The sequence below is a fragment of the Ureibacillus massiliensis 4400831 = CIP 108448 = CCUG 49529 genome (assembly GCF_000772965.1).
GTDB lineage: Bacteria > Bacillota > Bacilli > Bacillales_A > Planococcaceae > Ureibacillus > Ureibacillus massiliensis.
This window is the reverse complement of record NZ_JPVQ01000023.1, coordinates 1-15,397: the sequence shown is the minus strand read 5'-3', so window position 1 is coordinate 15,397 and position 15,397 is coordinate 1. Positions and strand designations below refer to the sequence as shown.

General features: G+C 34.5%; 17 protein-coding genes and 1 other RNA gene. 14 read left to right on the top strand and 4 right to left on the bottom strand.

All coding sequences use genetic code 11. From position 1 onward, the window contains the following. Positions 1 to 193: 193 nt before the first annotated feature. Both CD30_RS12250 and CD30_RS12245 read left to right on the top strand, forming a co-directional pair. Entirely contained in the window at positions 194 to 949 is a 756-nt protein-coding gene (locus CD30_RS12250; RefSeq protein ID WP_036177350.1) for a DUF2087 domain-containing protein, read from the top strand. Between the two features lie 24 nt (positions 950 to 973). Beyond that, positions 974 to 1,318 (top strand): GIY-YIG nuclease family protein, encoded by a 345-nt coding sequence (locus CD30_RS12245; RefSeq protein ID WP_036177347.1) that lies wholly within the window; start codon positions 974 to 976, stop codon positions 1,316 to 1,318. A 52-nt stretch (positions 1,319 to 1,370) separates the two neighbouring features. Here the strand turns inward: CD30_RS12245 and CD30_RS12240 are convergent, their stop codons facing one another. Next, positions 1,371 to 1,688: a thioredoxin family protein gene (locus tag CD30_RS12240; protein WP_036177344.1), complete on the bottom strand. Its 318-nt coding sequence runs from the start codon at positions 1,686 to 1,688 to the stop codon at positions 1,371 to 1,373. Positions 1,689 to 1,935: 247 nt separating this feature from the next. Here CD30_RS12240 and CD30_RS12235 point away from each other — a divergent pair, with 247 nt between their 5' ends. The 5 genes from CD30_RS12235 (at position 1,936) to CD30_RS12215 (ending at position 6,717) form a co-directional block, all read left to right on the top strand. Beyond that, positions 1,936 to 2,898, top strand: coding sequence for a M23 family metallopeptidase (locus CD30_RS12235; RefSeq protein WP_036177453.1), 963 nt, complete (start codon positions 1,936 to 1,938; stop codon positions 2,896 to 2,898). 336 nt (positions 2,899 to 3,234) lie between these two features. Continuing rightward, entirely contained in the window at positions 3,235 to 3,762 is a 528-nt protein-coding gene (locus CD30_RS12230; RefSeq protein WP_036177342.1) for a YceI family protein, read from the top strand. A gap of 312 nt (positions 3,763 to 4,074) precedes the next feature. Further along, positions 4,075 to 5,058, top strand: coding sequence for a ring-cleaving dioxygenase (locus CD30_RS12225; RefSeq protein ID WP_036177339.1), 984 nt, complete (start codon positions 4,075 to 4,077; stop codon positions 5,056 to 5,058). A gap of 28 nt (positions 5,059 to 5,086) precedes the next feature. After that, positions 5,087 to 6,025, top strand: coding sequence for a ring-cleaving dioxygenase (locus CD30_RS12220; RefSeq protein WP_036177336.1), 939 nt, complete (start codon positions 5,087 to 5,089; stop codon positions 6,023 to 6,025). A gap of 83 nt (positions 6,026 to 6,108) precedes the next feature. Continuing rightward, on the top strand, positions 6,109 to 6,717 hold the full coding sequence (locus CD30_RS12215) for an alpha/beta hydrolase (RefSeq protein ID WP_036177333.1): 609 nt from the start codon (positions 6,109 to 6,111) through the stop codon (positions 6,715 to 6,717). Positions 6,718 to 7,101: 384 nt separating this feature from the next. Here the strand turns inward: CD30_RS12215 and ssrS are convergent. Beyond that, positions 7,102 to 7,294, bottom strand: a non-coding RNA gene (gene ssrS, locus CD30_RS19840) — 6S RNA. A 169-nt stretch (positions 7,295 to 7,463) separates the two neighbouring features. Further along, positions 7,464 to 8,105: a YfbR-like 5'-deoxynucleotidase gene (locus CD30_RS12210; protein WP_170933659.1), complete on the bottom strand. Its 642-nt coding sequence runs from the start codon at positions 8,103 to 8,105 to the stop codon at positions 7,464 to 7,466. A gap of 239 nt (positions 8,106 to 8,344) precedes the next feature. On the opposite strand from CD30_RS12210, the gene CD30_RS12205 reads away from it, so the two are divergent. Then, the gene (locus CD30_RS12205) at positions 8,345 to 8,779 is read left to right on the top strand and encodes a hypothetical protein (RefSeq protein WP_036177450.1); all 435 of its coding nucleotides are present in this window, start codon (positions 8,345 to 8,347) and stop codon (positions 8,777 to 8,779) included. A 159-nt stretch (positions 8,780 to 8,938) separates the two neighbouring features. On the opposite strand, the gene CD30_RS12200 is transcribed toward CD30_RS12205, so the two are convergent. Further along, positions 8,939 to 9,121 carry a putative motility protein gene (locus tag CD30_RS12200; protein WP_036177330.1) on the bottom strand — a complete coding sequence of 61 codons (183 nt, stop codon included), beginning with the start codon at positions 9,119 to 9,121 and terminating at the stop codon, positions 8,939 to 8,941. A gap of 143 nt (positions 9,122 to 9,264) precedes the next feature. Between CD30_RS12200 and CD30_RS12195 the strand changes: the two genes are divergently transcribed. The 6 genes from CD30_RS12195 (at position 9,265) to CD30_RS12170 (ending at position 15,278) form a co-directional block, all read left to right on the top strand. Next, the gene (locus tag CD30_RS12195) at positions 9,265 to 9,867 is read left to right on the top strand and encodes a superoxide dismutase family protein (protein ID WP_036177326.1); all 603 of its coding nucleotides are present in this window, start codon (positions 9,265 to 9,267) and stop codon (positions 9,865 to 9,867) included. A gap of 290 nt (positions 9,868 to 10,157) precedes the next feature. Next, positions 10,158 to 11,177 (top strand): TAXI family TRAP transporter solute-binding subunit, encoded by a 1,020-nt coding sequence (locus CD30_RS12190; protein WP_036177324.1) that lies wholly within the window; start codon positions 10,158 to 10,160, stop codon positions 11,175 to 11,177. A 142-nt stretch (positions 11,178 to 11,319) separates the two neighbouring features. Next, positions 11,320 to 11,838 (top strand): DUF1850 domain-containing protein, encoded by a 519-nt coding sequence (locus CD30_RS12185; RefSeq protein ID WP_036177321.1) that lies wholly within the window; start codon positions 11,320 to 11,322, stop codon positions 11,836 to 11,838. Next, a complete protein-coding gene (locus CD30_RS12180; RefSeq protein WP_036177319.1) occupies positions 11,828 to 13,852 on the top strand; it encodes a TRAP transporter permease in 2,025 nt (674 codons plus the stop codon). Before CD30_RS12185 ends, CD30_RS12180 begins: the two co-directional genes overlap by 11 nt. A gap of 153 nt (positions 13,853 to 14,005) precedes the next feature. Continuing rightward, a complete protein-coding gene (locus tag CD30_RS12175; protein WP_036177317.1) occupies positions 14,006 to 14,545 on the top strand; it encodes a 5' nucleotidase, NT5C type in 540 nt (179 codons plus the stop codon). A gap of 28 nt (positions 14,546 to 14,573) precedes the next feature. Continuing rightward, complete coding sequence (locus tag CD30_RS12170; RefSeq protein WP_036177314.1) at positions 14,574 to 15,278, top strand: GntR family transcriptional regulator; 705 nt, start codon at positions 14,574 to 14,576, stop codon at positions 15,276 to 15,278. Positions 15,279 to 15,397 lie beyond the last annotated feature (119 nt).

The window sequence follows — 15,397 nt, the reverse complement described above, 5'->3', positions numbered from 1 at the left end:
AATTGAGCAGAAGTATTAGATATGTATTAATGTGAAACTACTCGTAGGACTATCGAGTAGTTTTTTCTTTGTGAACTTGACTAACCACGTTCGATTTGTTAAATTGATGATAATAAAACAAAATTAAATTTTGTTTGCTAAAACAATAAACATATTTTTATAATGTTTAAATTTATAATAGGAGAAAATATGAATGGACGTATCAATTGATTTTTGGAACGCTAGTTTAGAAGAAATAAAGCGCGGCTTTGTTGAAGACACGAATCAATATCGATGCTTATTATGCGGCGAACAGGTTGAAAAAGGTGTTATCTACCCAGAAGGTAATGTACTTTATGAGGCAGAGCGATTTATGAGATTGCACATCGAAAATAAACACGAATCTGTTTTTCACTATTTACTTAATCTTGATAAAAAAATAACGGGTCTTACTGAACATCAAACAGAGCTTTTGAAGCACTTTTATGCAGGGAAAAGTGATAAAGAAGTACAAGAAGAAATGGGGATAGGTAGTAGTTCGACAATTCGTCATCATCGTTTTGTATTAAAGGAAAAAGAACGACAAGCAAAAACGATGCTGGCAGTTATGGAGTTGTTGAAGGAAAAAGACGATTATGCCCCAGCCTTTGTAGCCCCACATAAACATGCAACGATGATAGATGATCGGTATGCTTTTACTGAAAAAGAGCAGGAAAAAGTGTTAGTTAAGTTTTTCCCAAAGGGATTAACTGGACCTCTTATAAAATTTCCACCAAAAGAAAAACAACGTTTAATTGTTCTACGTGAAATAGTTAATCGATTAAATATGGATAAAGTTTACACAGAAAAAGAGTTAAACGTGATTTTAAATGAAGTATATGAGGATTATGTGTTAATAAGGAGATACCTGGTGGAGTACGGATTTATCGATCGAAAAGATGATGGCAGTGCCTATTGGGTGAAAAAATAGTTGAAAAGAAAATGAGGTAAAAAAATGAATCGAAAAAAGGAATTAAAACAACAGTATCAGGAAGTCGAGATTATTGCGGGAGTTTATCAAATAAAAAATAATGAAAATGGAAAAGTGTTTATTGCCAGCACGCCAAATTTAAAAACCATAAACGGGGTTAAATTTAGCCTTGAAAATAATGTATTTAATCATAAGGAGCTTCAACAAGATTGGAATCATTTCGGAAAAAATGCATTTTCAATCGAGATATTAGAAAAGCTAAAAAAGGATGAATCAGACCCTTACTTCAACATGAAAGAAGCTTTAAAAGAGCTTGAAGAAAAGTGGCTAGAAAAGCTCCAGCCTTTTGGTGAAAATGGGTATCATTAGTTAAGTGAAAGAACTTATCCCCACCTTAAAATCCGGTGGGGATTTTTTCATTTTATTTGGATAACCCATCCAAAAATGCTTCAATTTCTTCTTGTGTTTTGCGATCTTTACTTACAAACCTGCCGATTTCTTTACCTTCATTAAAAGCGATAAAACTTGGAATACCGTAAACATCTAATTCCCCACATAAATCAATAAAATCATCACGATCTACTTTTACAAATTCATACTCTGGATAATCTGCTTCGATAGATGGTAATGCTGGTTCAATAAAACGACAATCGCCACACCAGTTTGCAGAAAACATAAAAATGACACGTTCTTCATTCTTCAACTGTTCAAATTGTTCTTTAGTTTTCAAAGTCTCCACAAATATTCCCCCCAATTTTTTATCTCTTTTTAATATTTATCCTAACACATAGTTATTAAAAATTGGAAAAAACTGCTCGAAAAATACGATGCGGAAATAATTGATTATGTTGAATTTTAGTTTGACCAACATCAATTTCAATATGTATCCAAAGTACATGGTTTAAAAAAATCGGGTTATTCTAAATTAGAACGGAAAGGAGGTTTCGTAATTGGTTCGGTTTTTAATTCCCTTATTAGCTTTTCCCATGCTGTGGAGCATAATTTTTTTAAATGAAGCATCAGCAAATGCAAAAGAACCATCTGGGGAAGAAATTATGCAACAGCGCATGGACTATTATATGAAATATCAAGACGTTTTTGTGCCTTGGCATTATCTAGCTGCAGTTGATCAGTATGAACGTAATATTCAATCCGTTCGAAAGGATATCCCGAAAAGAGATAGTGTCGTCGCCATTCAATTTTCAGATGAAGTTTGGGCAGGACCTTTTAATCCAAATCAAACCGATACATCAATAGCATCAATTCAATACTTTGGTGGCGTAGGTCTGGATGGAAATGGTGACGGTAAAGCAGACAATCAGAGCGATGATGATGTTATGTATACAATGGCACGGTATTTGAGCCAATATGGGCCAAGTGAAGACGACTTTAAAATGGCCTTATGGGAATACTACAAAAGTGAACAGGTTATTAATCAAATTTTAACCATAGCAAAACTTTATAAACATTACGATACAATCGAATTAGATACCCATGTTTTCCCATTGCCGGTTCGTGGCTACAATTATAGCTATCGTGGAACTTGGGGGGCAAGCAGAGGTTGGGGCGGAAGACGCATTCATGAAGGAACAGATATATTTGCAGGTTATGGCACGCCTGTTGTTTCCACATCATACGGTGTTGTAGAGGTTATGGGGTGGAACGAGTTTGGTGGTTGGCGAATAGGTATTCGGGATAATCATAATAGTTACCATTATTATGCACATCTTGCCTATTATAATAAAGATTTAAAGGTTGGAGATATTGTTGAACCAGGCACGCTTCTTGGCGGAGTTGGAAGTACTGGCTATGGGAAAGAAGGTACGTCAGGGAAGTTCCCGCCACATTTACACTATGGAATTTACAAATTTAATGGTAAAACCGAGTGGGCCTTCGATCCATATCCTTCTTTAGTTCAATGGGAAAAAACATCTAGAAAGAAAAAATAATAGGTGGGTTGCTTCAAGTTAAACTGGAGCAACCTTATTATGCTCAAAAAAACACCTGAGATATAGGCTATGGTAAACGATTGCTCCTCATTTTTGGAGCAATTGTCTCATTTTTATGAAAAATAATTTTATCAGATGTATTGACAAGAGGAATTGATGTATGATAAATTTATCTCGAATTGAAGATATTGAACTTCGAAGTAAAATGGCGAGGGAAAATATCGATTAATTTTGTATATTCTTTAGAAGGTGGTTAATTACAACTGCTTTCAAATTTTTTTTCATATATCTCGAAGTCGAGATAAGAAAAATCAAACAAATTGGAGGAATTTTAAAATGGCAAAATTTACAGTGGATCAATCACATTCACAAGTAGGCTTTGAAGTAAAACACATGATGGTATCAAAAGTAAAAGGTCAATTTGACGCTTATACTGCAGAGGTAGAAGCAGAAGATTTATCAGATTTAACAACTGCACAAATCACTTTCACACTTGATGTTGCTAGCATCAATACTCGCAACACTGATCGTGATAACCACCTAAAAGGAGCAGATTTCTTTGATGTGGAAAAATATCCAAGCATCACTTTCAAATCTACTAGCATTGAAAAAGATGGAGATGACTACAAATTAACTGGTGACTTGACAATTAAAGATGTAACTAAACCAGTTACTTTTGAAGTTGAATTTGGTGGTAAAGGTACTAATCCTTGGGGTGTAGAAGTTTATGGTTTTGAAGCAGAAGCTAAAATTAATCGTGAAGAATTTGGCTTAACATGGAATGCTGCACTTGAAACTGGTGGCGTACTTGTTGGTAAAGATATTAAAATCAAAGTTGAATTAGAAGTTAACCCAGCAGCATAATATAAATTATAAGGGAAATCCAAGAGGTTCATTGGATTTCCTTTTTTTAATTTAATTGAATATGTTTCATGTACTTTTTCGAAATTGCTTATAAAAATGATTAGGGTATGTTGACAGAATGAAAAATATATGATAAATTTATCTCGAATTAAAGATATTCAATTTCGAATTAAATTGCATAATCGATTAATTCTTTGCTTTAGTATAAATAAGAAATAGGAAGTCACAATAATGATAGTTGAAAAACTATCTATATTTTTTAAACATATATCTCGAATTCGAGATAAATTATAAATTTTGGAGGAATTGAGAATGAACGATTTAAAAGGGATACACCATGTAACTGCTATTACAAGTAGCGCAGAAAAAATATATGAATTTTTTACTTATACACTAGGACTACGCTTAGTAAAGAAAACAGTAAATCAAGATGACATTCAAACATATCATCTATATTTTACCGATGATGTAGGGAGCCCTGGGACAGATATGACATTCTTTGATTTTCCTGGCATTCCAAAAGGCGTACACGGAACAAATGAAATTTCAAAAACGTCATTCCGCGTACCAAACGATGAAGCACTAGACTATTGGTTAAAACGTTTTAACCGTATTGGAGTAAAAAATACAGGGATCAAAGAGCAATTTGGCAAAAAAGTATTGTCCTTCGTAGATTTTGATGATCAACAATATCAACTTATTTCAGATGAAAATAATAAAGGCGTAGCAGCTGGGACTCCTTGGCAAAATGGACCTATCCCATTAGAATATGCAATTACAGGACTAGGGCCAATATTTGTACGTACTGCCTATTTAGATTACTTTAAAGAACTATTGATTAATGTATTTAATATGAGAGAAGTTGCTAAAGAAGATTCGTTCTTTTTATTTGAAATGGGTGAAGGTGGTAATGGAGCGCAAGTCATTGTGGAATATAATACGGTGCTCCCACAGGCAAGACAAGGCTTTGGCACAGTACACCATACAGCATTCCGTGTGGAAAATCGAGCTGAATTAGATGAATGGCAACAACGTCTTCAAGAGTTCAGACTTCCAAACTCAGGCTATGTTGAAAGATTTTACTTCGGTTCCCTTTATTCTAATGTTGCACCGCACATTTTATTCGAACTAGCAACTGATGGCCCTGGTTTTATGGAAGATGAGCCATATGAAACACTCGGAGAAAAACTATCTTTACCTCCATTCTTTGAAAGTAAACGAGAAGAGATTGAAGGTTTAGTTAGACATTTTGATACTGTACGAAGCGATAAAAAATTTGAGAAAGAATACGAGTAATAATTGGGATTAAATTGGAGGATTTAATATGAAAAAACAAACTTCAGGGATTCACCATATTACAGCAATTGTCGGTCATCCACAGGAAAATGTAGATTTCTATGCTGGAGTATTAGGGTTTCGTTTAGTGAAAAAAACAGTTAACTTTGATGATCCAGGAACATATCATCTATACTTTGGAAATGAAGGTGGTAAGCCAGGTTCAATTATTACCTTCTTCCCTTGGCCAAATGCGTATAATGGTAAAATCGGTGATGGGCAGGTAGGTGTGACTACTTATGTTGTGCCAATAGGTGCATTAGACTTTTGGAAAAATCGATTAACTAAATTTAATGTAGACTATGCCGTGTTGGAAAGGTTCGGGGAAACATATTTACAATTTGATGATCCTCATGGACTTCATCTTGAAATTGTTGAACGCAATGATGGTGAGCTAAATCCTTTGGAAATAGGTGATATTAAGAAAGAAGTAGCGATAAAAGGATTTGGAGGAGCTATTCTTTATTCAAGCCGTCCAGAAGAAACAACGAACACATTAGTTGAAGTTTTGGGACTTGAAGTTGTAGGGGAAGAAGGAGGCTTAAAACGCTTTAAAGCTACTGGGGATATTGGAAACATTATTGACTTAAAAATGATAACGGGAACTAGAGGGACTATGGGAGTCGGAACGGTACATCATATTGCATGGCGAGCAAAAGATGATGTAGATCATCTTGAATGGCAGGAATATGCGATGGTACATGGTCAACGAGTAACAGAAATAAAGGATCGTAATTATTTTAACGCCATTTACTTCCGGGAATCTGGTGAAATATTATTTGAAATTGCAACTGACCCACCAGGTTTTGCCCATGACGAAACGTATGAAACAATGGGTAGTCAGCTAATGTTGCCACCTCAATATGAACAATATCGTAATCGACTAGAAATGTCATTGATACCAATTAAAGTCCGTACGTTGGATTAAGTGGAATAACATAAATCTCGAAATATTTATTTCCTTGGCAATTTATTTAAGGTAAGAGCCTCTAAAGAAAGGGAGGAATAAAAGTGCAACATATTTTTAAAGAAGGAACAAATAAAGATAAACCTGTATTATTACTACTACACGGTACAGGTGGGGACGAAAATGATTTATTAGCTTTAGCTGATATTGTTGACCCAACAGCATCTGTATTAAGTGTAAGAGGAAATGTGTTAGAAAATGGTATGCCACGTTTCTTTAAAAGATTAGCTGAAGGTGTATTTGATATAGAAGATTTAATTTTCCGTACAAATGAATTAAATCAATTTTTAGATTCATCATCGAAAGAATACAATTTTGACCGTTCAAATATCATGGCGATTGGCTATTCAAATGGGGCAAATATTGCAGCAAGTTTATTGTTCCACTATGAAAATGCATTAAAAGGTGCAATTTTACATCATCCGATGGTACCAAGGAGAGGGATTGAATTGCCTCAATTAACGGATACAAAGATATTTATTGCAGCTGGAACAAACGATCCTATTTGCCCTCAACAAGAATCAGTGGATTTAAAGGAATTGTTAGAAGGTGCAGGAGCTACTGTTGAAATTTATTGGGAAAATCGGGGACATCAATTAACGATGAATGAAGTTCAAGCGGCGAAACAATGGTATGACGGTATTTATAAATAATAAAAGAGCAGAATAAAGCGGAATTGATGGTCCTGTAGTAAAAGCTTTTCAATGGTTAGCATTTCAAATTGTTCACCTTCGTTGATTTGATTTTTCGTCATCAGGGTGATCATCACCTAAAGTTACACTACTGTATATATAAGTCGATTTTCGTTACAGGCGCGAAGACTCCTATGAGCACGAGCAGAAGAACCTGGACTTTGAGCGTAGCGAGAGTGAAGGCTGAGGCCGTGCTCGTGGAAAGGGTAGTGCCTGTAACGACGATTTCTTAATATGGATTGTAAATAGAAAAAGACTGTAGACAATCTCAAATTTTTGAGTTTGTCTACAGTCTGAAACACCCCATGAAAGGGATGTTTTTTAGCCTTGCTATACATTATGTATGGCAAAGCCGCCTTGCCGTAGTTTATTAATAAAAAGTTTTAAACCACCACTCCTCAAAGTGGGTGTTCGCAGAAGCTTTCCTGTATATCGTCATTCACCGCAGTGTGACGCTCGCCATTCCAACTTCGATTAAAACTCCCTATTACAGTTCAAAGGTTAAAACTTAATATTTGTACGAACAACGCAGCTTTATTGTTATATTATATGATTCGAAAAAAGAGTGCAAGTAAGTACATTTAAAGAAAAAAGTCAACCATTTAATACTATAAAGTAATATAATGTATTCTTTTTATTTAAAATATCAAATATAATTTTACACAAAATAAAAAGCCTTCCTTAGGCGGAAAACTTTGAGCGTGAATTTATTTAATTTTATTCAATATTTCGTTCGTTAAAGAAGCGATATTTATTTGAGTGTCTTCTTCCATCACATCACTTAATATTTCTGTTCGGAAATAATTCACACTTACTTCGAGAGGCATTTGTAATAATTTTAGTAAAGCCTGTTGATACATAATAACAAATTCCTTATCCGTGTTGCCTCTTTTCAATTCAGCAAAGGATTCATAAAACTGATCTAGCTTGTCGGCAAATTCCAGTAAACGCCCTTCTAATGTTGCATCTTTTCCTTCTTTCATTCGTTCAAAGAAAATTTCCTGAAAATCGGGAGGTATTTCTTCCCGAATAAATTTTTCCATCATTTTTTCTTCAACGTGGGCAAGCATTTGTTTTAACTCTACACTTGCATGTTTTACTGGTGTTTTAATATCTCCGATAAATACTTCAGCAAAGTCATGATTGATCGTTTTTTCGTATAATGATTTCCAATCCACATTAGCACCATTCATTTCCTCTAACGTACCAAAAAACATGGCATATTGAGAAACTTTCCAAGAGTGTGCTGCTACGTTATGTTCTTCAAATTTGAAGCGTCCTGGGGCACGGAAAATACGTTCTAAATCATTCAAGCTTGTGAAAAATTTATGGATTCCTATAATAATCACTCCCAATCTTTTTATAAAGCATAACTTTAAAATATGCTTCTACATGCATCATACAATGTTTGATTTCTTTATTGTATGTAGTTTATTTCATTTAACAAATAATTAATACCTAATTAACAAAATGTTTATTAGTTTGAAACAAATATCTAGCAGACCCATGAAATTGTCATTCATTTATCGATTTTTAAGCGCTTTCACGATGGTATACTGTTGCTAAGGAAGCAAAGGACGTGAACAAAATGTTATTTTCAATTGTTATATTTATTCATGTAGTGAGTGCCGTAGTTTCTATTGGACCTCTAGTGGCTCTTTTACCTATGTTAAAAAAGATGGAGGACACTGATGAAGTGCAGCTAGGTGGATTTGTACAAGCTTTTCAAATTTCAATTACTGTTGTAAAGCATGCTGGACATGTATTAGTCATTTCAGGGGTATTATTAGTTTGGCTAAGTGCATGGACTTGGCTAACTTCATGGATTGTTATGACAATTGCTGTAATGGTAGGTTCTATAGTCTTTTTAGCGAAAGCATTTAAACCAACTTTAGTAACTTTTGGAACGTCAAATTTTAATAAAGAACAGTTTATTAAAAAACTACGGAAAGCGACATGGATGTATATTTTTCTACTATTAATCATGTTGTGGTTAATGGTCGTGAAACCTACACTATGGTAATAAGACTATAGAGTATACCAATTGCTAAAAAATAAATTCGAAAAGATTAAAAGTAATTTATATACAAAAGTTAACAAAATACCTCAATAATTTAAACTCTCGAGGTATTTTGTCGGTTTTCTAGAGCTTTGACAAGTTGATGTCAAAGCTCTTTTTACATCACACAGATACGTCAATGACAGTACCTTTATAAGGATGTGAAGCAGCGGGTTGCTCAGGCATACTTTCAAGCAATTTTGCAGTACCTTCTGCACCTAAATTTAGGGTCTTATCAAGAATACTCATTTGTAAGGTTTGTTGAAGTGAAGCAACCTGAGTAGACATAATAGAACTTAATTCCATGTGAACCCCTCCTTTTACATTATATCGTCTATTAATACTTGATTATAAATTCCGACCAATATTTAGCATCAACAACAAATTTCGACAAAGAGCGAATATTTCCTTTTTTTGTTGGTAATAATTGTTCCATAGGAGGGATATTTATGAAAAAGAACCTATTGTTACTAGGGTTGAGTGTACTTCTGTTAAGCGGATGTAGCTTCTTTGGATTCGGTCAAAATGATGAAGCTACAATACCTGTATCTGCCCCAGAAACGTCAGAAACACAAGAAACTCCAGAAACATCAGAAACATTACAAGCTGAAGCAAAAATGGTGAATGCAGATGGTAATGAATTAGGAGTTGTCAATTTTACTGAAAGTAATGAAGGGGTTATGATTTCTCTTAACTTAAAGGATGTTCCAGAAGGTGAGCGTGGCATCCATATTCATGCTGTAGGAAAATGTGAACCACCAACTTTTGAATCTGCTGGGGATCATTTTAATCCAACGGAAATGAAACATGGTGTAGAAAATCCTGAAGGACCTCATGCTGGCGATTTGCCAAATGTTACTCCTGAAAATGGTGTTGTAGCATCAGAATATTTAGCGAAGAATCTCACTTTACAGAAGGGGATGGCAAATTCATTATTAGATGAGGATGGAAGTGCAATTGTCCTTCACGAAAATGCTGATGATTATAAGACGGATCCATCAGGAGAATCAGGTGGCCGTATTGGCTGCGGTGTAATTACGCCAATTGAATAATGACTAAAAAGATGAAGCGATTAGCCTGTAGTTTGGTTAATTTTGCTTCATCTTTTTACATAATTATGTTATATAACAAATGCTTATATAAAGGTCAATCAACTATATATCTAAAATTTCTATAAAAATAAATTTTTCAGATATATTTAAAACTAACTGTTAAAAGTAATTTAAAACTCGAATTAACAATATTAATCTATTGACAGAATATTAAAATTTGTTGACACATTCGTAATTTACTTGTTACATTTAGACTGTACTGTAACAAAATTTGTACAGGAGGGGTTCTTTTGAAAAACAGTAAATTTTGGTTGCTTACAATGTTAAGCTTAATGCTAATTATGGTATTAGCAGCTTGTGGCGGCGGTGAAACTGCTACTGAAGAAGAGAATACTAGTGAAGAAACAACAGGTGAAGAAGGTACTTCATCAGAAACAGAAACAACTTCTGATATTGAGTTCTTAAGCTTAGCTACAGGTGGTACGCAAGGTACTTATTATGCACTTGGTGGTACTTTTGCAGATTTAATTACAGATGAAACTGGCATTAAAACAACTGCTGAGGTTTCTCAAGCTTCAACTGCAAACGTTAATGCTTTAAAAGATGGCACTGCTGAAGTTGCATTTATGCAAACTGACATTGCTTACTATGCTAAAAATGGTGAGTTAATGTTCGATGGAGCTGCTATGGATAACCTAGTAGCAATTGGTGTTTTATACCCAGAAACAATTCATTTAGTAACTACTGCAAACTCTGGCATTACTTCATATGAAGAGTTAGCTGGTAAAAAAGTATCTGTAGGTGCTCCTGGTTCTGGTACTTATGCAAATGCTGAACAATTACTTGAAGTTCACGGTTTAACGATGGATGATATCCAACCTCAAAACTTAGATTTCGGAGAATCTACTGACGGTCTTCAATCTGGACAAATCGATGCTGCATTCATCACAGCAGGATATCCAACTGCTGCAGTTGAAGCATTAGGCGCTACAGCTGATGTTCGTATCGTTCCTGTTGCTGCTGATAAAGCTGAAGCATTGATAGCAAAATATCCATACTATGCAGTTGATACTATTCCAGCTGGTACGTATGGTTTAGAATCTGAAGTACCAACAGTATCAGTATTAGCAATGCTTGCTACTACTACAGATCTACCTGAAGAAGTTGCTTACGGTATTACTAAAGCAATCTATGCAAATACAGATAAAATCTCTCATGCTAAGGGATCATTAATTAAAGCTGAAACTGCATTAAATGGTGTCGGAATTGAAGTTCACCCAGGTGCACAAAAATTCTTTGACGAACAATAATTAAGTGAAGCGAAGGGCTTGAAGGCAAACGCTACTTCAAGCCCTTTTTTGACATGAAGGAAATTTTTTTCACTTTGGATAAACGGTGGTTATCAGAATGAGCGTATTACTAAGCTAATCTTTAAAATTGAGGCGAGTGCATTTGAAACGGTTAACCCTCCTTATATCGACTATAATCGTTCTAATCATCGTCGTAATGTTTATACCGATATTTAAGGTTTTCTCATTTACAGAAACAAGAACGAATAATCCACATATGTATTACATAAATGTTTCAAAAGACAATTTATTTCAAATACGATTTACTCATTCTATTCATTTGACAGATGTTTTAGAAACGTATGAAATAACTGATTCAAACAGACTGAAGCTTGTGTCAATGGAGTATGAAGATGTAAATGTTGGAATGCCAGCTCATGCTGAAGAGGATCAAACATTAACCTTTGAAGATGGGAAGTACAAATTGTCTTATAAAGATAAAACAATCGACAATTTTACATTGCTCATAGGAAATGTGGATTACGACTTATTCTTCCAGTATAAAGGAGAAGAGTATGATTTAAAGAAATCGTTAATTCGCGGTAGTTCTTATTTATTTGAAGTAAAAAATATATCTTTATATGACAAGCTGAGAGGAGTAATGATAGCAGATGGGAAATGAGAAAAAACAGCTTGCGACAGACCAATTAGAAACACTAACTTTAGAACAACAGCAGGAATTGTTGGAAAAATACGATAGTGAATCCAATACTAGACGTTTAATGGGGATAATGAAATGGGTTGTTTTCTTTGGATTACTAGCATTCTCATTATTTCAATTATATACAGCTATTTTTGGGCAATTTACTGCGTACATCCAAAGAACGATTCATCTAGGTTTTGGTTTAACGTTTATCTTTTTATTATTTCCTGCTCGCAAAAAAGGTTCGAAAACAAAAATTGCTTTCTATGATTATATATTAGCGATTTTGTCGGCTATTTCCGGTCTTTATTGGACATTGAATTACGAGAGGCTAGTAACGAGTCTTGGACAAATTAATCAATTGGACTTTATTGTTGGTCTAATTGTCATTCTTTTAGTATTGGAAGGTGCAAGACGTGCAGTAGGTTTACCAATAGCGATAATCGCTGTTTTATTCTTGCTTTATGCATTCTTTGGTAGAAACATGCCTGATTTTATATCTCATAGAGGTCAATCATTAGAAAGTATTGTAAACCTAATGTACTTCTCAACAGATGGTATTTTAGGGACGCCTATTAGTGTATCAGCAACTTATATTTTTGCCTTTCTACTATTTGGTGCATTCCTTGTTAAAACCGGAGTTGGACAATACTTTAATGATTTAGCAGTATCGGTTGCAGGTAAATTAACTGGTGGTCCTGCTAAAGTGGCAATTTTCTCTTCAGCTTTACAAGGGACTATTTCTGGTAGTTCTGTTGCAAACGTAGTAACATCTGGTTCCTATACGATTCCAATGATGAAAAAACTCGGGTATAAGAAGGAGTTTGCAGGAGCGGTAGAGGCTGCAGCTTCTACAGGTGGACAATTAATGCCACCAATTATGGGTGCAGCTGCGTTTTTAATGGTTGAATTTATCGGACGTGGTGTGACTTATTGGGATATTGCAAAGGCAGCTTTAATTCCGGCTATCTTATATTTTGCGGGAATTTGGATAATGACACACTTTGAAGCAAAACGTTTAGGCTTACGTGGTTTAAGAGATGATGAAATGCCTAACCGTAAAGAAGTATTTAAAAAATTATATCTTTTAATTCCTATTATTTTAATTATCGTTCTGATGGTATCAGGGACTCCTGTTATACATGCAGCTTTATATGGGATTGTCGCTTGTATTATTGTTGGGGTCATTAATAGAGAAGTAAAATTTGGACCAAAAGAATTTGTAGAAGCATTGGTAGATGGTGCTCGAACTGCCCTTGGTGTAGTTGCAGCGACGGCTTGTGCAGGGATTATCGTTGGTGTTGTTGTTAAAACAGGCTTAGGCTTAAGTTTAGCAAATACATTAGTTGATTTAGCTGGAGGCAATATCCTATTAACACTTGTATTTGTTATGATCGCATCCCTTGTTTTAGGTATGGGGGCACCAACAACAGCTAACTATGTAATTACATCAACAATTGCGGCGCCTGCAATTATTACATTATTAGCGCCGGACGTTTCGCAGGCGTTAATACCAGTTACAGTTTTATTATCTGCTCATTTCTTTGTATTTTACTTTGGTATTATTGCCGACATTACACCACCTGTTGCTCTTGCCGCATTCGCAGCGTCAGGTATTTCCGGTGGAGATCCGATTAAAACGGGGGTTAACTCTGCAAAACTGGCAATTGCGGCATTTATTATACCTTACATCATTGTATTATCACCGGAACTACTTATGATTGATGTAACAATACTACAAGTTGTTTGGGTGTTAATCACAGCAATACTAGGTATGATTGCAATTGGTGCTGGGGTAATTGGATTCTGGTATCGTAAAATTAACTGGATTGAACGAATTATTGTAATAGTCTCTGGTCTAGCAATGATTTATCCAGAGCGTGTTTCAGATATTAGTGGTTTAGTCGTATTCGGTCTAATGTTTGTACTCCAAATCATATCAAAAGACAAAGGAAATAAACCGACCACTCCTGAAGAAAGTCCAGCAAATTAATTTAAATGTAACTAGTGACGAAAGTGTATATATTACGCTTTTGTCACTTTTTTTGTTGGTTGGTAAAGAATATGTAAATTTGTTCATTATCGTTTGTCTTTCGTCTATTTCTTTTTTAGACTAAAGATATAAACCTATTATTTGGAGGTATTCATGAAGAGTATAGCTGTTGATATGGACCAAGTATTAGCGGATTTTATTGGGAAAGCTCATCGAGAAGTGAATAAACGTTTTAATTTAAATGTTGCCAGAGAAGATTTTGAAATTGCAAAACTTGAAGCTCAATATCCAAATCTAGCAAAAGAATTCTATTATATGATTAATGAGCCGGATTTTTTCCGAGATTTTGAATTAGAGGATGAAGATGCAGTCCCTGTTTTAAAAGAACTAAATCAACATTATGAAATTTATATCGCAACTGCAGCTATGGATGTGCCGGGGTGCTTTAATGCGAAATATGAATGGTTATTAGAACATTTCCCATTTTTAAACCCGGCTCACTTTATTTTCTGTGGAGATAAAAAAGTAGTAAAAGCAGATTATCTAATTGATGATAACGTAAGACAGCTAAGATCCTTTTCCGGCGAAGGGATCCTATATTCACAAAGCTACAATGAATATTGCAACGAATTCAGAAGGGTTCGTAATTGGAAAGAAATAAAAGAATTATTTTTACCTGTAGAAACGAAGTAAATATTCTAGGTTTTTAGAGGGTGGGGTAATGGAACAAATTGAAGTGCGAGATTACCTAATAGAAAAAATTCTGAATACTAAATCCAAAGAAAATTATAAACTACCAAGCGAAAATATGCTCGCTGAACAATTTTCAATCCCTCGGAAACGAGTAAGAGATGCGTATGTTTATCTCGAACAAATGGGATTAATTGAATCAAGACAAGGTATTGGGCATTTCGTAAAACCCAAAAAGAAATTACTCGATATAGTACTGACTGGGGATGTAAGTTTTAGTGAAAAAATGAAACAACAGACGAAGGACTATCGTTCCATTTTAACTCGGCTTGAACAAATCGATAAAAACGATTTGGCTTTTAAATCCATACAAATGGTAGAAAATGCTTCACTATATATTGTTGAAAGACTAAGATATATCGATGGAGAGCCAGCTGCAATTCATCGTTCCTATGTGAATTCAGAGCTCTTTCCGGAAATAAAAAAAGAACAGAATAAACTATCTTCAATTTATCAGTTTTATAAGTTAAACGGAATTCAACGTTTTGAAAGTAAATTCACGCGACTATCAACAATTTTCCCAGGAAAATATGAGAGACTCATGCTACATTGTGAAAACTTGGTACCATTAATATTAGTAGAATCAGATAATTGGGATAAAGATCGAAATATCCAATTAGAATATACCGAGATTTTATATAGAAGTGATCGATTTTCATTTCAGCTAAATGGCTAGGTAAGCACTTAAATTAAGTGATTACCTAGTTTTTTTTATTTTTAAAAGAAGGTAAGAAACTGTGATTTTTAAGGCTCTATAATATTTGTTGGGGTTTGAAAAAATTTCATAAATAAAAA